An 18974-nucleotide genomic window follows, 5' to 3' on the forward strand; every position below is an offset into this window, starting at 1 on the left:
TAACCCACTGATGTCTTTCATCAAGAACCCCTTATCCTTCAATAACATCAGGAATTCTACTGAATACTCAGCAGCTTTTCTGACCATTTCATCAACTTAACTGCTTTTGTTATGTATAGAGATAGTTAAAAATTTTCTTAAAATTTTAATATTTCTTTAATTTTTCAGCGCTACTTCTTATTCTTCATTAATTTTTTTGAGAAATCCTATGCATCCAGAATATAAAAAAACTACTTCAAGCGAACAGTCGACGTCGAAGTTTATAAATCAGCTTCAATAAATATACCAGAGTCTATTCCTTCTAAAAAAGAGGTTAACGAAGAACCGTAGCCTTCCAGATTGGTCGCGAAAGAGAAAAAAAGAAGTTGTTGTTAATCTTGATGTCGTCCAAGATGCACCTAGTCCATCAACGAATCTATTGGAATCTATTTTTTCTTATGGAACAATTAATGAGGAGGCAGAGACTTCATAAAATGCAGCAGAAAAGCCGACGGAAATTATTTTAGACGTTTCTCATTTTACTGAATAACTTCGTTCAGCGTTAACACCTTTAAGCACGTGCCAATACAATTCTAACAATTATTTTAAAATCGTCAATATTGATGAGTCTTTCTTTAAGTGTGGGTCCTGCTTTTCTTTTTTAGGGTTTTCCCTCAAGATGATAATTTGCCTTCGAGTCCAGCACGATTGGTTTTCGCTCTTCTATGCGGCCTCTTTAGTAGCCTGCAATCTGGTATAATTTCACATACGACATAAACATTATCTCAGCCAACTCATACTCCTTACTCACACCCTAAAGAAATATGAACTTTCTAAAAATAGATTAGAAGAAGGAATTGAAGCGCGTGCCAACGTAAAAATTTATAAAAACTATTAAAAAACCTCATTCTCTTTTGTTTATAGCTTATATGAAAGATCAAAATGGACAGCACTCTATTTGCTTTGTATTACCGACCTCATTAGCTGGACAAAGAATAGCTCTTTCAATCACTATCTTCGTGCTAGCACAATGATTGTAGGGTATTTTGAACTTGAAAATTTTATAACGACTCTACCGCGTTGTTGCTATCGCTTAATAATAAACATATTCTAAGTGGTAAAAAACGCAGGTTCCGTGATGCAATGACAACTATTTTTCACAATGAGCAGGATAAAAATACTGAAGATTATCAACCTCTTTTTAAGCTAATTTTGAATCAGTCTACTTCGATCGAACCTCATAAAATTTTAGAAGACTTATTCGAAAATAGTTGTAGAAATCCTATCTTTTTACAAGATACTTCCCATTATCTTCAGTGTGCTTTAACACTGGTATTTATAATCGTTTATGTTGCCTCAAGCTCCAGTGATTACCACGATGCGCACAAGACTCTGACAATACGGATGCAGAGATAATATCTTAAATTTTAGGAAATATTACCTTTTCCTCTTTAGTAGCTTAAATTGCCGCAGGTAATCTTATTTACACACTCTATAATCGTTTTCTCATTTTCCATTGACACGAATAATCTTATTTACTTAATTTAATTTTGGTTGCACTTTACTTACTATCTTCAGCGTTCCAGGCCCGATGGCGGTCAGCACTCCTGAGAAAATGTCGTGCTTTATAATGTATATATTGACGCCTTTAGACAGAATGATGCTGGACTATACAATTTTTCCTCTGAGTTTTCGCAGAGAATTTACCTCCAATACAAATTCTGATCAGGGGATGAAAGTTACAGACACTCATGTGCTATAATCGAAATTTTTTATCAACATTTTCAAGAGAAACTTGAGTAATCATCCCCTGGATAATTCATCCAATGGATCAAAATTTCTTTAGAAAAATCCCTCGATTTATTTAAAGGGTACGAAGCCTATTTATATAAAGTCCTACCTTAGGAAAAAATGAAAACTTAAAACTCTCTCAAATTCTCGATATTCTGAATGATAAACCCTCCGAAGCGATGAAGATGATCAAAACTTCGTGTCATTTTGGATTAAAGCAAAAAAGCAAAAAATTATTTATCGCTACTATGCCTCTACTAGTTAGTGGAGATACTTTTATACAGGAAAATAATTTTTTCTTTCGAATTATATTCGATCATTTTTTCCCGGAGACTTCTATTACACTAGGACTAACCTTTAATTTTTTCTTGTTTCAAAAAAAGGATTTCTGAAGAGAAACAACTGCTCTTGCCAATAGTGCAAAATAATGGGGAAAATAATTATTCACAAGAAAGCAATTCCTCTTGCTGGAGTAAAACTACTTCATTTTTTAAGTACGTAATACTTTTAACGACACCATCACTCGTCGGCTGGTCACTAAAAATTTATCTCATTTTTCGTTGAAAGAAATTTTCAACAATGAGTAAGTAGAAGAAAAAAGCGAAATCATCAGGCAGGTTGTGACTATCGCCACTAGCTTTGCTGTTCTGTATTTGATGAGGCCTTAGAAAAGCCGAGCAATGCGGGAAGACCTATATGTTCTTTCACAATTTCAGTGGCTTTTTGTATATTAATTCGAGGTTATCCAAGAGCACTTTTTAAATGGTCATTAATAAGGGTTTTCACAACTTTGGAAAGATTAGCAAATAATTCCTTGCGGTCTTCTCTCAAAGGAAGGTACGCTTCAAGGTATAATTTCCCATAATTTTGTCCTACCACGTAGGGTTGATTAATGATGAGTACTGGTGTATCGAAAAAAATCATTCCAAATAGTGCTTCCATGTCTTCAGGATGATATAAATGAATACAACCCGCGCTACTGCGGCGACCCAGGCTTCTGGGATCGTTGGTGCCATGAATTAAGATAAGTGGGCTGAGACAACCGCAAAGCGTAATGACCTAATGAATTCTCGGGCTCCGAGGGCATTACTTTTGGCACGGGATCAGCATTTTCTTGACGATAATGAAGGATGCTATCGGGAACTACCAAAACGGGATTTTTAATTTTTTGAATAATATGTAGCTTTCCAAGTGGTGTGGACCAATTAAACCGTCCAATCCCCACCGGATAAGTGTAAAAATAGTTTTCCCTTTTGGAAAATAATAAAGCCGCATAGCGGCCAAATTAATGATAATCCCTTTTTTGAAGTGGATGGCAATAAATATTGCGTCGGTATAATTAAAATAGCTACCAGTTGAAGTTAATTAGGGTCCACTTCGGGGTTAGCTTCCACTAGTTGGTAATAACCTACATCATAGCGCTCTGCAATCGTTGCAAATATTTCGTCCTCGCGAACAGAAGCGAATTGAATCTGCCAAACTAAATCATTACATGACGAGGGCAACGGCAGACGAAGGGTGAAAGTTGAATTGAGAAAAAATCAAAATACATAGAAAAAAAGTCGAAAATATTTCATGATTATTTATATTTTTCAGGTATTCCGCAGGCTATCACGTTACTCACTACCGCCACTAACAGGATAATCGTCCAAGAAACATAGAGCCACACCAAAAAATAGGTACAACTGAAAAAGCTCCATATATCACACGGTGAGTGGGGAAAAATTTTTAAATACACGGTGAAAGCAAATTTCGCTAATTCAAAAATGCTTTTTTCACCAATCCACTGATCATAGCATGTGATAATTTAACTTTAGCTGACGGAAGTATCCAATTAAATAATGTAAATATCATAAAGAATTAGCACACATATGGAAAGATAAAAGCTCCTTTCCCAAATAAAGCCATCCAATAAGACCCGTAACTAAAGGAGATTGAACCAGGAAGGTTCCCAGAAACATAAATCCACCTAATAAAAATCGCAACAGAAATAACACAATAAAATAAATCAAAAAGTGAAAGGACAACCAAAAATGATGCTCGGTATGCCATATCGCTACGAAGGCTCGATTGATATTGTACATTAACAAAAGTGCCGCAATACCTAAAAAGAAAATATTTATAATCAATAAGCCCGTGACATTTTATGTCAGTTGACTCAAATAAGCAGCTACCATGCTAGCAGAAGTCGGCACAAAGTTTTCCAAGATCAAATTTTTCAAACGCACCCCGACCCCTCGAAAAGAAAGAACAAAAGAAAGCAGAGTGAAGGCGACGATAGTGAGAGGCACAAAGGAAAGTAAGGTTGTATAAGCGAGTGCCGTAGCGCGATAAGCGCACCCCTCTTCGTGAAAACAGCGGTAAATATAGGCAAGAGCAAATACGCTCGTTTTGAAGAATCGATAGATTGTCATAACTGGGGGTTGCCCTATAATCTCTATTTAGGTAATAATGTCAAATGTTACTCTCGATCACAATTTTAAAGTAAATTGATCAAAAATTTAGAAAAAACTCAATGCCATTTATTTTAGTCCTATACTATAGCCGCTATGGCGCCACCGCAGAAATGGCAGAGCAAGTCGCCCGCGGGGTGGAACGTGTGAACAAGATAGAAGCGCGTATCCGCACCGTGCCATCGGTATCGCTTAAGACAGAAGCGACAGAACCGGATGTTCCCAAATACGGTCCTCCTTACGTTACTCACGACGATTTAAAGAATTGCGTAGGCCTTGCATTAGGTAGCCCGACGCGATTTGGTAATATGGCGGCGCCATTAAAGTATTTCTTGGACACTACCAGCACCTTATGGCAATCTGGCTCATTAATCGGCAAACCCGCGGGCTTTTTTACTTCCACGGCAAGTTTGCATGGTGGGCAAGAGACTACACTGCTTAGTATGATGATGCCGTTAATTCATCACGGAGCCATTATTGTTGGTGTTCCGTATAGTGAAGCGGAATTATTTACAACCACCGCCGGCGCCACGCCTTACGGTCCTAGTCACATGGCAGGGCCCGATAGCAATTGGCCACTGACTCAAACGGAAAAAAATTTGTGCCAAGCATTAGGGAAACGGTTAGCTGAGATTTCATTAAAATTAAAAGCATGACCCCCTTAGAATATTACCAACAACAACTCGAAGTCGGTTTTATCCAAAAAAATCCTCAGCAAAAATAAGTCATCGACCAGCTTTAACATATCTATACCGAATTGCTTAAGCAAGAAAGTGCGAACACTCGTTTTCTAAATAAATTCATTCACACTTTAGTTATTTCAAAACCTGTTAAATGTCTTTATTTGTTGGGTAGTGTTGACGTCGGAAAAACATTCTTACTCCATACTTTCTATCATTGCCTTCCACTTAAAAAATGCGTTTGCATTTTCATAAATGTTATAGCTCAAATTTATCATGAATTAACCCACCTACAAGATCTCAAAAATCCTTCGGACATTATTACTAAAAAACTTAGCCAAGAAACTAATGTAATTTTCTTCGATGAATTTTTTGTCAATAATGTGGCTGACGCTATCCTTTTAGGAGGCTTATTAAGTGTGCTTTTTAAGTATGGTATATTTTTTATTGCCACTTCAAACCAGAAGATCTTTACAAAGAATGATTACAACGTGAAATTCATTCCTGTTATTAAATTAATTAAACAGCACACGTAAGTTTTTCATTTAACATCCCAGTATAATTATCGCTTAACGTATTAACTATAAAAGGAAATTTATTTTACACAATTAGACGAACAAGCAGAAATAAACATGGAGAAAAGTTTTCAATATTTTTCAAATTACCAACCAGCCATTCATACGGCTATTGAATTATTTCACCGAATCATTCCCATTCGCAAACAGGCCGGTAATGTCATTTGGTTTGAATTTATAGACCTTTGTGGAATACCGCGTTCTGTTAAGAATTTTTTAGAACTTTCACAAAAATACAAAACGGTTCTAATAAGAAACGTATCTGTTTTACGAACTGAAAAAAGAATTTAATTACTTCCTTCATTATATTAATTGATATTTTCTATGACGCAAAAACCCGTTTAATTATTTCCGCCCAAGTGCCCATTGAACAACTTTATCTAGAAGGACCCCTTCGCTTTGAATTCGCACGCACTCAATCCCGATTAACCGAAATACAACGAATTGCTGGGGGACTGCTGACAGAACAAAAATCTAAAGAAAGAATGAATAAAAAAGCACCCACCCGCTTCCAGGGCAATTGACTCAGCAAAAAAACGAAGAGCCTAGGTTATTAATACATAGTCACCCTCGCTTCCTTCGTTCCTTCAATGCTCTCTTCAGTCGATGGGTACGCTGGTCGTAATGAGGTTTTAATTAGTCAATAAATGTTTCCTTTGTCAATTTGATATTATAAAAATAAGAAGCACGTGCTATCAAATGCGACGCAATAGGGGTAGTCATCACAATAAACCAAACAATGACTACTGCTCATTGCTATCGTCCACGTACCGAAATAAATAGCAACACCGCCAAAAACAACTGACGCCTAAAGACCCTACCTTAGTCACTGCATGCATGCGGATAAGCAAATCGGGCATTCGTAAAATCCCAACAGAAGCAATAAAAATAAATAAAGTTCCTCCAAAAATAAAAAAATGGTAAGCCATTCCTTAACATCTCTTTTCTCTTTTTTTATCCTTTTATAGTACTTCCATTCGATATATTGTGAAAAAGACACCGTTCCAAAAAAAACAATCAAAGCTAATGCAATCACCACATCAATATAAACAACCTGCTTATAAATTAAGAGTATAAACAGCAATAATCGAAATTAAAAGGCTTTCGGTTAAATAAAGCGCAATAACGCGATCCTATAAGGCGGGGCCAATAACAATCCGTGTAAAAACGCCACCACTGAAAGACACAAAATTACCAGCGGCATATAAAAATTGAAACCCAAAAAAAATTGCCACTCTAAAATATCCATAATTGATTTTTCAAACTTGTTTTTAATTTCTGCTTTTAATTGATCAACGTCATCAATAAACATCGCGTGAACATATAAAATCTTTTGATCTTCAGAAATACTAATGTTAAAGTGCCTGGCGTAAGGGAAATAATATTTTCGAATAAAGTTATTTCAACCAGCGCTCGACAATCAAGGGGTGTGCTGAGAACGCCAGGCCTTGCTCGAAAACGCGGGCTCAAAACTTCGTTCTCAACTCAAAAATTAACAATTAAGATTCCAATAATACAAATAAGATAAATTTTATAATTAAATAAATTTTAAAAGGATAACGAAGTATACTACTCATCGACTACCTCATAAAACCGAACGAATATATTGGCTCGGATCTAATAATTTGGAGGACGCCTTACTCATTACCTGAAAAAATAATTTTGGAGAAAAAGAGATTGATAAAGTCACACTTGCCAATAAAATGACAGGAAAAAATAAGGAAAATTTTTCACCCCTCGCAAGTAACAAGTGACCTTCTTTTTTTTAATCTGATATTTATCCACCAAAAAACTTAATTCCGTATCTTAATCATTGAATAAATTGTTAAAAAAACTAATGATTAAGGCAATAGCCACCATGACATAATTTCGGTTAGTAACTGCTGCTTCTAACAAAGATAGTTTCGTCAAAAAACCCGATAACGGTGGAAAACCTGCCAGAAAAAGTAGGGATAAAAAATAATAAGGCTAAAAAGTGGTATTGTTTATAAAATCCACTTAAAGCTCATTAACTACAATATGATGCACAATATAAAAAACGGTGCTGGCTAATGCCAAGGGTGTACGAATTGAAATCCCCATCACCATGTAACCAATTTGACTAATGATGTGAAAAGATAAAATTCGCCGAAAATTATATTGTGATGCCGCTCCTAATACTCTGGTTACAATTGTTAATCCCGAAGAAGCTAATAATAAACCTAAAATTATTTGATTATTAGGTACAATCAAGGTAACCAGTCGGATTAAAGTATAAACCGACTTTAGTCAGCATCCCAGCAAAAATAGCAGAAGTCGAAACGCTGATGGTGTGGTAAAAAACTGGCAGCCAAAAAAAACAAAAGAAACAAAGCAGTTTTAATAGCAAATGCAATAGCCAATAATAATGCAGTCCAATGACAGTAGAGGCATTCGGATAATGCGACAGACGCACCGATAAATCGGCCATATTTAAGGTGACCACTATTCCATATAACATAGTAATTGCCGTTAACATTAAAATGGTAGCAATCAAATTATGGCTACGTATTTAACGTCCCATCTAACTGAATCCGTTTATTACCGAGCACCATCAATATAAAAGAAGCGATCAGCATCACCTCAAACCAAAAATAAAGGTTAAACATATCGCCTGTTGAAAAAGCTTCACAAATACCAATCAGAAAAATCCAATAGACTGGATAAAAACCTAAATTTTGTTGAGAGACTTTAATGTCGGATAAAGCATAAATAGCCACGCATAATGTAATAAGATCAGTCATCACTAAAATAATGGCGCTTAACAGATCAATAACGATACTGATTCCGAATGGTTCGAGATAATCCCCATTTGCATGACCAAGATCCCCTTCTGCGTCACGAAAATGAAAATCATAATAACCGCCAATAATAATACTATTGCGCCCCTTAAATGACAGATTTTTTTAAACCAATCAAACAACGAAAAAAACAACACGAGATTGCAGTAATTAAACAAATTAATAATGGTAATATTGGTAATAACTTGATGAGGCGATTTTCTCAAGATGGATGCGGGCTCATCTAAACGCAATTTATCGCTATCCAATGTTTTAAGTTGTCTCCATATTTTCCGAACCAACACTAAAGCAAAAGAAAGTAGGCCGAATCTGAAACGATAGTTGTTAAAATCAACGCTTTTGGCAAGGGGTTAGCCATCGATGCGAGCAAGGAAGTTTTTCCGGTGAAATAAAAGGAGGTATTTGAGATAAACGACCTACTATTAACAGGACAAAGGTTGTGAAAAATCTTAAAATAACGATGCCAAACAACAAACGCATCAATTGTTAGCTTAATAACGAATAAACGCTAATGTCAAAAAAACCGCCAATCATCCAGAAAAATAAAGTAGTCATCCCACCCCCTCCTCTAACGAAATCATAATAATTAAAGTACTACTTAATACGACTAAGTAAATCCCAACATTAAATAATAGCGGCGTCCCACATTCAAAATGAGTGGTTAAGATTAACCAAATTCCCGTAAAAAACGTTTTTCCGAAAATGAGTGCGATGAGGCCAGTAAGAACAGCTACGTTCAAACCGATGGCTAACAACGAAGATAAACTAAATCGAAGAAGTCGCAGCAGATCATTTGAGCCATGGGTAATTAAGCAAAAAGTAAGGTGCTGGCGGAAATTAAACCGGCGATAAATCCTCCTCCTGGATAATTATTCCCACGAAACAAAATCCATAAAGAAAATAACAGCATTATAGCAAGAAAAAACGCGACGCTGTGTAAAGAATTAAATAAATAACGACCCACTTATCCTAAAACGACTTTTTAATAAACCATAAATTCCAAGCGCTGCTACCGCTACTACAATGATTTCACCCAACGTATCGAAGCCACGAAAATCAATTAAAACTACGTTAACAACGTTTCGACCATGTCCACTAGGAATACTGTGTGCAATAAAATACTGGCCGATAAAATCGTCAAAAGGCTGCTGAGTAATGGCAATCAGAAGCACAGCAACTGAAAGTCCAATGCCAAAAGCGATAACTGCATTAATTGACTCTTGAGTAAGTTTTCTTCTACAATTTCCAGCAATGGCAGTTCTCGATAGAGGTTCAACACCATAATTAATAACTATTAATGTTTCAATTAAGGCTTGAGTCACGGCAACGTCAGGCTCTGCATTGACTATAAAAAAACAAAGCAGCGCCTATTCAAAAAGTCCGAGAAGTATTAATCCAATCAAGTAGCTCCTCACCAAAATAGTCATATACGTAGAAATAAGGAGCCAACTTGCTAAAAAGAATGGTAAAAAAGAAAAGCCCCATTGCTTAACCAGCATTAAATGGTTTCTAACCAAAACTCTGCCCAACTTCAAAACTATAGTTGTAAACGTAATAATTAAATATAGGCGTAATTTTCCATTTTGTAAAATCTCCGTTTTCCACTCCGCCGCTCGTAGTAAATAATAAATGAAACGATCATAAAGCCAAGCAGGACCATGGCGATAATTCCATCAAAATGCGCCAATATCGATCTAAATTCAGTGCGTTTCAAATAAATACGATGGCGCGCCAGAAAGGGTAATTAAGTCTTAATAGCAATGAAGGTGTAAAACCATGCCATAAGGTTAATTCTGTTTTTAAAGGTCGTTAAAATAACGCTTACGGCTGGAGAGAGCATGGTATGATTGATAACAAACGGAAAATGCTTAACAATAAGGTTAATGAAGCCAGGAACAAAGCATTGACAGACATAATTAATGTTCGCCTCTCGTACACGTTTTGGTTTTTGTTCTCCCCAAAACGGTCTTAAATATCAAAAAAAGATAGCATAGACATGATTACATTAGAAAAAACAGCAATAATGGTTAAGATATGAGAATCTAATGGCGCCACGAGACTAGCTCCATACACCAATTCTTTTACATAAAAACCTAGTAAAGACGGAAGCCCCGCCATCGAAGCGACAGCGACTAAAACTGCCATAAAAGTATTGGCATTGCTTTATGTAATCCGCGAACTTTATCAATATCTCGTGTCCCCGTTTAGTGTTTAATATCGACCACCGCCATAAACAATGTGGCTTTTTATAAAGCATGTGCTAATAAAAAGGCCACCGCTGCCTTGATAATTAAATCGTGAGTAGAACTAATAAAAAAACTAATGAGCCTAGCGCGGTAGTCATGGTATAAACAAGAATTAATTTCATGTCGTTTGTCTGACAGCTAATAAAACACCAACTAACATAGTAATTCCACCGATGGTAGTTAAAATAACAAACCACCAATAATTATGGCTCATTAACGGGTGAAAGCGCGCCAGAAGATAAATTCCAACTTGAACCATCGTTTCTGAATGCAAATACGCGCTCACTGGGGTTGGCGCTTCGATGGCATCCGGTAGCCAAAAATGAAAAGGAAATTGCGCCAACTTGGTAAAAGCGACAATCAGCATTAACAACAAAATAGGGATAAACAAAGGTTGATTTTGTAAAAGATTTCCTTGTGAGAGAAAGCGAGCCATGCTGTAAGTGTTAGTAACGATTCCGATTAAGTAAAACTAGTCAACAGCGATAATCCACCGATTACCGTGACAAACAAGGCTTGCACGGTGGCCTTCTGCGCGGCAGGTTGGGCGTGCTCAAAACCAATAAGCAAAAAAGAACTAATACTCGTTAATTCTCAAAAAAAAACAAATAACACAATTAAGTTATTTGCCAAAACCAATCCCAACATAGAAGCTATGAATAGAAATAAATATCCATAATATCACCATAAATGCGGGTGATTTTCTAAATAAAGGGCACTATAAATTACGATGGGGATCCCGATACCGGTGATAAATAAACTAAATAAAAAGCTTAATTCGTCGACATAAAATGAAAAATTAATATTTAAGTCGGGAACCCAAGTGAATCCTGAATAAATAGTTCTTCCGTACATGATAGTTAGGAATAAGGTGAATAAAATAAATAAAGAGAAGCAAAGGGATTAAAGCTAAACCCCAGCCGAGCCCATGTCCTTTTAAGTAGTACACCATAATAGGCACTAGCGGAGAAACGAGCAATGTTATTATAATAATTCATGTTAACATGGTTTTTCATAATAACAAAAATCTACATTAAAAATATCTGAACCAATGGTTAATTTAAAAATGCTCTCGTAAAAAAGGGCGCCCCTGCAAAACTATTGCTATTTTTGGAGTTATTAAACGTGCACAGCAATTGTAAATACCAACTAGGATTACACCGCTAATAAAGCTGTCAATAAATCCCAAAATGACACCAACAATAGTTCCCCAAAAAAGTCAGCGCATAACCGACGTAAACTGAATTTAATGACAGAAATCATGAAGCGTCCACAATCTTGCCCACCAACTAAACAAGGCGAGAATAAGCAGACCAAACGATTCCCACAGCAAACCCAAATAAAGTAACGCCAAATCGGGAGAAATGATGATGACTCATAACAGCCTCCTTTGCGTGATTTCCCTAGTTGCTAAAAAAGCAATAGTCCAATAGGGTATAATCACATTTTTACTTAAGCGCCAGTACAATGGATTGGATATTTATACTCTTAGTTCAATTGTGCTCAAACTCGCTGTTTTGATTGCTTATGTAAATTATCGTTTTATTTGTATGTAAAGCACCATCGCGATTATGAACGCGTCACTTTTATTGTCGGTTATTTTCATTATTTTTCATCATTTCCACATTGCAAACATCGCACAGAAAACATCATTAAAAATATCGATTACCCAACCCTCTATTAAAGCTCCTCCTAATTTCCTGCTGTTTGCTAGCGCTCTGACGATTGATTTCAACATCCTCAAAGCCCAAAAATTAGATTTTCCTTTTCTTTATATTGCTTACTCTCTCGCGCTTATTTCTCCCACCGATCCGATTGCTGTCTTAGCCACTTTCAAACGGATCAGCGCACCAGAGCGGCTGACCGCTTGCACAATCGCGGGGAGGGTCGTTATTTAACGACGTGGTGGGTATTCTTCTTAAGTTATTACTCTTTATTAATATAAAATATAATACGTTAACGGTTAATCATATTCCGGCGAGCGTTGAAAAAATCAGTCTGTTATTTTTAAGACAGGCAGTCGGAGACATTATTTATGGTTTACTTTTTAGCTTTATCACGGCTCAGTTATTAAAAAACAGTCAAAAAGAACAGTCTCCTATTTTACTCACCTTAGCCGCCATAGGCGATTATCAACTCGCTCGCGTTAGGAATTTTAGGCCCGCTTGCCATGGTGATCACCGGTATCATGGTCGGCGCTTATATACTATACGACGTGATCTTAAGGTGAGACGCATAAAAAGAAAACGAAAACCCTAGAGACTTTTGGGAAGTCATCAACGAAGTCTTAAATGCGATTTTATTCTTAAATTGGTTTAAACTACTCGCCATCAAAAGCAGGTGCCTTACAAATCGTTGCCATCCTGCTCACCATCTCCTTGCTATTACTCGTTCGCCTTATCAGCGTTTCCATTCTCAAAATTCATTCAGCTTAAACGCAACTATAATCTTTACATCATCAGTATTCTAACCTGGGGAGGTTACGGGCCGGAATGACTGTCGATTTAGCCCTCTCCTTGCCATTCAATGAATACCGAAATTTCATCCTAGGCATGATCTTTTTCATTATTGTACAGAGATTGAGCATAAAAACCCTTGGCCTGGCTGGCTAGAAAAAGTCATGGGGACTAAGTGCTAAGAAAGCTGATAGGGTTCGGCAAATGCTTATTGCATTCCCCCACTAAAATCAGTATGATTCAGCCTCTAGCTAGTTGCTATGGTTTTCAGCTGTGAATTAGGGGTGAAAAAAAGAATGCCAATGATAGATGTGCCTGATAATAACGCTTTCGATGTCGCCATGCGGCGTTTTAAACGAGCGTGTGAAAAAGCGGGTATCCTTTCCAAATTACGTCAAATCGAATATTACGAAAAACCCACAAGCAAGCGTAAGCGTAAGCGAGCAGCCGCCGTAAAACGCTATGCCAAAAAATTGCAAAAAGAACAAGAAGCATTAGAACGCGAGCGAGCGCGTTATTAAGCGGCTTTCCTCAAAGGAGGAACTCCGAATGACAGAATCGCTCAAAAATAGCATTCAAGAAAACGTGAAAGCTTGCTATGTGTGGCCAAGAAAAGGGGCGCTTAGGCACACGTCTCCTCCTGGCTGCCATCAAACAGCGAGAAATTGACGAGCAAATCACGCTTGATGACGCCGCTGTTATGAAAGCCATCGAAAAAATGATCAAACAACGTCACGATTCCATTACCCAAGACGATAGATCAAGCGGCTTCCCGGGCCCAGATGCGGTTTGTGCGGGGTAAGACGGTGGAACAACAAAACGTTCCGCTGTTAAAAAGATGCGCCGAATGCGCGTGTCACCAAGCGGGTTTATGAAGAAGCTAGCGTTGATTTTAGAGAGCGAAGCTTGAGATTAATGCAGCGGATCAAACGGGTGTTCAATCGTTTGTATACAGAGTGGTTGAACCGGGACGAAGTGATGGATTATTACGAGGAGAAATGAAAAGCCGTGGCAAAAAACCAATGTCGAGAGAATCCAGATTAGGGGGCTAAGAAAAGCGCCATCGGTGTTTTTCTTAGCGTTTTAGCTTGGATTCCCATATGTCTTCGCTGTAAAAGTCATCGATTCTTTACCTGTTGCAGACGGCCTACGCACGGGAACGATGGACATTTTTTCAACCACTTGATATTCCCTCTTTAACCTCGCTCCTTAAGTTGACGTCTATGCGCCTGCGCCGATAGCGAATTAGATTTTTATTTAAAAAGGCATAATAGAATGCTGAAAAAAGATAATCGATACAATTAGGAGCCAACGTGAGCAAAATAAAAAAACTAGTAGTGCTCACTTCTGGGGGTGATGCACCTGGCATGAATCCTGCAATCCGTGCTGTTGTGCGAACAGCGTTCCATTATTAATTTAAAATTTACGGTGCCACAGCCGGTTTTACTGGTTTAGTTAACGGGCATTTCGTTCCACTCAATTCACCCGCAATTGTCAATTGGATCCAGCGAGCCGGTACGATTTTAAAAACAGGGCGTTTCAAAGATTTTCGTTTCAAAGAAGTCCGTAACAAAGCGCGGGAACTTTTAAAAAAAATTGCAAATCGATGCCATGATCGTTCTCGACGGCAACGGCAGTTTTGTGGGCGCTTCAAAACTATACCAAGAAAGCGGACCTCAAATGATTGGAATTCCATGCACTATCGATAACGACATTCAAGGAACAGACTATTGCATTGGTTTTGATACAGCTTGTAATACGGCTTTGCAAGCTATCGATAAAATTAGCGATACTGCATTCAACCACGAGCGAAATTTTTTAATTGAGGTCATGGGGCGGTCTTCCGGTCTTATCGCGGTGAATGTTGGCATCGCTGACGGTGCAGAAATCATTGCGCTACCTGAGTCCCCCATCGATATTGTACATTGACACAAAAAATTAAAAAAACAACACGGCAAAAAATCAGTTTCTATTATTGTCGTTGCCGAAGCCAACCAACCCGGCCACAGTTTTGAAGTCGCTAAACAAATAAAAGAAAAAACTGGCATCGAATACCGCGTCTACGTCCTCGGCCACACCCAACGCGGCGGAACCCCGACAGTAAAAGATCGCGTGCTTGCTTCTCTGATGGGGGCACAGGCCGTTGAAGCGCTAAAAAAGGATTAACCGGAAAAATAATCGCTTATCAAAATGTTAAAATAGCTGTTGCGCCCCTGCCAGATCCAAACAACGGAACGCGATATTTTGCTGATGAGGCCTTGTTAAAAATTAATAATATTATTTGCGCCATGTGAATGAATAACCTCTTCTTTTTAGTGGATTTCAGATAATGTCCTTGATCGTGAAATACCTCCTCCAAAGAGCTAGCATGCATCATTAAGGCCGGTTCACCCCCCTTCAAGAACGTTTCGACATCGGCTTTTTAAAGCTTTTGCCGATAATTCGTTTTCTTGTCGTCCTTGCTACAAGGCCTTTTAAGCCCAAAAACGCTCGATGGAACTGATATGCGCTCTTATTTTGCCCCACTGATAAACCGTTTCTCAATATTCTATCTCAAATGCGTTAGGTAAGGTAAGTGAGTAAACCAATCAATAAAAATACACAACCGGATGATTTGCGCTTTCGTATAGCCCTTGTGGTACAAGCGCTTTTAACGAAAGCTTCGTTTGCAACCGAATCACCTCCGACCCGTCCTTGACTTTAGTGACGGCTAGGTAACTTAAAATCACACTCGAAAATAGATTCGTCGAATGCTCCAATTTTAGCTCACTTTTTGCACAATCAAGTAGCTTCACTACCCAAAAATCTATCCGCAAGCGCAAGCCTACTAACGCAATTTCATAATGATCCGGGCACCACTTCGGGTTTTGATCCGTTAAAATCGCACAACTCACTACGGGCTTTACTATTTATCGTAAATTCGATACCCATACACCAACAACCCACGGAAATTGGACTTCCATCTGACCTTGGATTTCCAAATGAATAAGCACGCATTGCTCTTGTCCAGATTAAAATACACTCGAAATAATTTACCTAAAATCCCTTTCCCGGTGAGACCTTCTTTGGTAATCGCTAAAAGTTCTTTCTCTAAGCTTTCAATAAGGTTGTTCAATCGATCAGCTTATCTAAATCCGGCAAAAGCAGCACAACGCTATAAACTCTTTAAAACACGATTCTAAGACTTCTTTCCATGTCGTGTCTTTTGGTTGATAGTACGTCACATTTTCCTCATCGGACTAAAAGAGCTTAATAGTTCATTATAGGGTTTTTTAATTGACTGGGTAAACAAGCAAAAAATCAACCACTTTTACTACAAGAGACTCTTTTTCACAATCTCGTAAACGTCCGACGACAAACGCTCAGCTTTTGCAATGCGGTTAAGTTCGGCTTTCATTAATTCTTGCCGTTTTTTATCCATCATTTGCCAGCGGGTTAAGGGTTGCAGAACACGAGCAGCGACTTGAGGATTAGCAGGGTCAATTGCTAACACATAATCGGCAATTAAACGATAACCTTCTCCACTGCCTTCGTGGAAGCACACAGCATTCGCACCAAAAGTACTCAGCAACGAATAAACGTTATTTGGATTTTTAAGATCGAATGCTGGGTGTTTTGTTAATTTCCCTACGGTTTCCAATGTGAGTGGTAAAGTCGATGAAGCATGCAACATCAACCATTTGTTGACGACTAATGGTTGATCTTTCCATTGTTGATAAAATTCATCCAATGCCTGATGACGTTCCTTGCAATTGTGGTCCAACAAAGCAGACAAAGCGCCAATGGCGTCTGTCATATTATCATTCTTTTTAAATTGTTGATAAGCCACTTGACGGAATTGTGTATCATCCAATTCTGTCAGATAAGATAAACAAATATTTTTTAATTTACGTTTTCCAATATCCGCTGGATTGTATTCATACAACGGTAGTTGATGATGTTCGTATTGGATTTTCAAATCATCAACCAGGGCGTTCGAAAGGGATTTTTTCACAAATTGACGAATCGTATGCAGGGCCTCAATGTCCATTTTTTTCATCAATTGCATTAAATAATTGATATTGGGTAATTGTAGTAAGACAGCTTCATACCAATGATCTCGATGCGGGCCTGCGATAATTTTACGGTGAGCATCTATAAAACGCTCATCAATTTTTAAAGGTTTCCCCTGATAAGAATCGTCGATTAACTTAAATATTAATCGCTGGGCGAAGATTTGGCCCGCTTCGTAGCGAGCAAAAGGATCGCTATCATATTGAAATAACCACACCAATTCTTCATCGGTGTAAGGATAATTTAGCCGAACCGGCGCTGAAAAACCCCGCAATAGTGATAAAGTAGGTTTATGATTCACATTAACGAATTTAAATTCTGTTTCAGCGTCCTTAATTTCAAGCAGTCGCGTTCCCGGGATAGCTTTTTTTTCTCCCGCTAATTTGGTTAGCATATCCCGACATTCCGGACCAACAAAACCCAATGTCAATGGCAAGTGAAAAGGTAATTTCTCCAAGTGCCCGGGTGTTGGCGGACAGGATTGTTTAATGACCAACGTTAAGGTTTTTTCGTTCTCATTGTATTCGCTGTTGACATCCAACACTGGCGTGCCAGCTTGATCATACCAGCGCTTAAATTGTTCGAGATTTTTTCCAGAAGCGTCTTCCATCGCTTGAATAAAATCCTCCGTTGTCACCGCTTGGCCATCATGACGCGAAAAATAAAGGTCCATCGCTTTGCGAAAAAGCGCTTCCCCTAACAAAGTTTGCACCATTCTGATGACCTCAGAACCTTTATTGTAAACGGTTGTGGTATAAAAATTATTAACTTCAATATAAGAACGCGGACGAATAGGATGCGCCATGGGCCCCATATCCTCCGGAAATTGTGAATTTCGCAATATGTTTACCGTACCTATTCGAGCTACGCCTTTTGAAGTGGTATCTTCTGTAAATAATTGCTCACGAAATACAGTGAGACCTTCCTTTAAGGTAATTTGAAACCAATCGCGGCAAGTTACGCGATTACCGGACCAATTGTGAAAATATTCATGCCCAATGACGCTTTCTATTGCAACGTAATTATCATCCGTTGCAGACTCAGGATTAGCTAAAATATATTTTGTATTAAAAATATTAAGCCCTTTGTTTTCCATCGCCCCCATATTGAAGTCGCTAACCGCAACAATCATATAAATATCCAAATCGTACTCGCGGCCAAACCGCTTCTCATCCCAACGCATCGCCTTCTTTAACGCCCCTAAAGAAAAAGGTCCCTGATCTTTAAAGCCTTTTTCTAAATACAATTGCAAGGCGATTTTTCTACCCGATTGAGTCACAAAGGTGTCTTCCAATAAATCAAAATCCCCTGCCACTAACGCAAATAAATAGCAGGGTTTTTTTGACGGATCTTCCCAATGCGCCCAATGACGGTTATCGCTTAAAATTCTCGTTTCAATTAAATTTCCATTCGATAACAGAAAAGGATTCTTATTTTTATCAGCAGTAATCGTGGTGGTGTATCGCGCCATTACATCGGGGCGATCCAAAAAATAAGTGATCCGCCGAAATCCATGGGGTTCACATTGGGTGCAAAAATTTCCACGAGATTTGTACAGACCTACTAATTGGGTATTTTCCTGGGGCTTGATCACCACTTCGGTTTCTAAAGCAAATTGATTGGGGATATTGGCAATCGTTAGCGATGTAGCATCGAGTGTGTAATCCGATAACGTCTGTCCATCCAGAGTCACCTTTTTCAAGGTCATGCCTTCGCCGATTAACGTCAAGGGAGCCGTCGCGTTCCCTTTGGGATTACGTTGCAAGTTTAAAATAGCTTTAACGTTGGTTTCTTCTTCATAAAGATCAAAATACAGATGAACCGTATCTATCAAAAAATCAGAAGGGCGATAATTTTTCAGGTAGACTGTTCGTGGTTTCTGGTTACCCATCTTCAACTCCGCGATCTCGAATGAAAGTTGA

The 18974-nt window shown here is 38.2% G+C and carries 5 protein-coding genes and 16 pseudogenes; 8 read left to right on the plus strand and 13 right to left on the minus strand.

The window, feature by feature from the left end; all coding sequences use genetic code 11:
- Positions 1 to 2403: 2403 nt before the first annotated feature.
- Both FIV31_RS02010 and FIV31_RS02015 read right to left on the minus strand, forming a co-directional pair.
- Positions 2404 to 3347, minus strand: a pseudogene (locus tag FIV31_RS02010) (L,D-transpeptidase family protein).
- Between the two features lie 2 nt (positions 3348 to 3349).
- Positions 3350 to 4184, minus strand: a pseudogene (locus FIV31_RS02015) (YihY family inner membrane protein).
- 101 nt (positions 4185 to 4285) lie between these two features.
- Here FIV31_RS02015 and wrbA point away from each other — a divergent pair.
- The 3 genes and pseudogenes from wrbA to FIV31_RS08395 all read left to right on the plus strand — a co-directional run bounded on the left by wrbA (position 4286) and on the right by FIV31_RS08395 (position 6002).
- Entirely contained in the window at positions 4286 to 4879 is a 594-nt protein-coding gene (gene wrbA / locus FIV31_RS02020; RefSeq protein ID WP_280123623.1) for an NAD(P)H:quinone oxidoreductase, read from the plus strand.
- A 101-nt stretch (positions 4880 to 4980) separates the two neighbouring features.
- A pseudogene (gene zapE / locus FIV31_RS02025) lies at positions 4981 to 5769 on the plus strand (cell division protein ZapE).
- Between the two features lie 56 nt (positions 5770 to 5825).
- Positions 5826 to 6002 carry a hypothetical protein gene (locus tag FIV31_RS08395; RefSeq protein ID WP_425278258.1) on the plus strand — a complete coding sequence of 59 codons (177 nt, stop codon included), beginning with the start codon at positions 5826 to 5828 and terminating at the stop codon, positions 6000 to 6002.
- A 40-nt stretch (positions 6003 to 6042) separates the two neighbouring features.
- Here the strand turns inward: FIV31_RS08395 and mnhG are convergent.
- The 9 genes and pseudogenes from mnhG to FIV31_RS02075 form a co-directional block, all read right to left on the minus strand.
- A pseudogene (mnhG, locus tag FIV31_RS02030) lies at positions 6043 to 6436 on the minus strand (monovalent cation/H(+) antiporter subunit G).
- A 30-nt stretch (positions 6437 to 6466) separates the two neighbouring features.
- Positions 6467 to 6562: pseudogene (locus FIV31_RS08400) on the minus strand (monovalent cation/H+ antiporter complex subunit F); the annotation flags it as partial.
- 153 nt (positions 6563 to 6715) lie between these two features.
- Positions 6716 to 7055, minus strand: a pseudogene (locus FIV31_RS02040) (Na+/H+ antiporter subunit E); the annotation flags it as partial.
- A 229-nt stretch (positions 7056 to 7284) separates the two neighbouring features.
- Positions 7285 to 7975, minus strand: a pseudogene (locus FIV31_RS08405) (proton-conducting transporter transmembrane domain-containing protein).
- Positions 7976 to 8000: 25 nt separating this feature from the next.
- Positions 8001 to 8240 carry a hypothetical protein gene (locus FIV31_RS02055; RefSeq protein ID WP_280123625.1) on the minus strand — a complete coding sequence of 80 codons (240 nt, stop codon included), beginning with the start codon at positions 8238 to 8240 and terminating at the stop codon, positions 8001 to 8003.
- A 216-nt stretch (positions 8241 to 8456) separates the two neighbouring features.
- A pseudogene (locus FIV31_RS02060) lies at positions 8457 to 8852 on the minus strand (NADH-quinone oxidoreductase subunit K).
- A pseudogene (locus FIV31_RS02065) lies at positions 8849 to 9251 on the minus strand (MnhB domain-containing protein). The pseudogenes FIV31_RS02060 and FIV31_RS02065 overlap by 4 nt, the downstream one beginning before the upstream one ends.
- Positions 9242 to 11495: pseudogene (gene mbhE, locus FIV31_RS02070) on the minus strand (hydrogen gas-evolving membrane-bound hydrogenase subunit E). The pseudogenes FIV31_RS02065 and mbhE overlap by 10 nt, the downstream one beginning before the upstream one ends.
- Positions 11496 to 11603: 108 nt before the next feature.
- Positions 11604 to 11922: pseudogene (locus FIV31_RS02075) on the minus strand (bacteriophage holin).
- 93 nt (positions 11923 to 12015) lie between these two features.
- On the opposite strand from FIV31_RS02075, the pseudogene FIV31_RS02080 reads away from it, so the two are divergent.
- The 5 genes and pseudogenes from FIV31_RS02080 to FIV31_RS08415 all read left to right on the plus strand — a co-directional run bounded on the left by FIV31_RS02080 (position 12016) and on the right by FIV31_RS08415 (position 15165).
- Positions 12016 to 13174: pseudogene (locus tag FIV31_RS02080) on the plus strand (cation:proton antiporter domain-containing protein).
- A 121-nt stretch (positions 13175 to 13295) separates the two neighbouring features.
- A complete protein-coding gene (rpsU, locus tag FIV31_RS02085; RefSeq protein WP_280123626.1) occupies positions 13296 to 13520 on the plus strand; it encodes a 30S ribosomal protein S21 in 225 nt (74 codons plus the stop codon).
- Between the two features lie 28 nt (positions 13521 to 13548).
- A pseudogene (locus tag FIV31_RS02090) lies at positions 13549 to 13750 on the plus strand (GatB/YqeY domain-containing protein); the annotation flags it as partial.
- A gap of 616 nt (positions 13751 to 14366) precedes the next feature.
- Positions 14367 to 14708: pseudogene (locus FIV31_RS08410) on the plus strand (6-phosphofructokinase).
- Positions 14611 to 15165 (plus strand): annotated as a pseudogene (locus FIV31_RS08415) (6-phosphofructokinase). Before FIV31_RS08410 ends, FIV31_RS08415 begins: the two co-directional pseudogenes overlap by 98 nt.
- A gap of 948 nt (positions 15166 to 16113) precedes the next feature.
- On the opposite strand, the pseudogene FIV31_RS02100 reads toward FIV31_RS08415, so the two are convergent.
- Positions 16114 to 16223: pseudogene (locus FIV31_RS02100) on the minus strand (hypothetical protein); the annotation flags it as partial.
- Between the two features lie 89 nt (positions 16224 to 16312).
- On the minus strand, positions 16313 to 18943 hold the full coding sequence (gene pepN / locus FIV31_RS02105) for an aminopeptidase N (protein ID WP_280123627.1): 2631 nt from the start codon (positions 18941 to 18943) through the stop codon (positions 16313 to 16315).
- Positions 18944 to 18974: the final 31 nt, after the last annotated feature.

Origin of the sequence: Coxiella endosymbiont of Ornithodoros amblus (genome assembly GCF_019425495.1) — a bacterium.
Classification (GTDB): domain Bacteria; phylum Pseudomonadota; class Gammaproteobacteria; order Coxiellales; family Coxiellaceae; genus Coxiella.

Bases quoted from the DNA above. Each gene is read 5' to 3' on its own strand.
- wrbA (WP_280123623.1), top strand. From the start codon at position 4,286: ATGCCATTTATTTTAGTCCTATACTATAGCCGCTATGGCGCCACCGCA.
- FIV31_RS02055 (WP_280123625.1), bottom strand. From the start codon at position 8,240: ATGACTGATCTTATTACATTATGCGTGGCTATTTATGCTTTATCCGAC.
- pepN (WP_280123627.1), bottom strand. From the start codon at position 18,943: ATGGGTAACCAGAAACCACGAACAGTCTACCTGAAAAATTATCGCCCT.
- rpsU (WP_280123626.1), top strand. From the start codon at position 13,296: ATGCCAATGATAGATGTGCCTGATAATAACGCTTTCGATGTCGCCATG.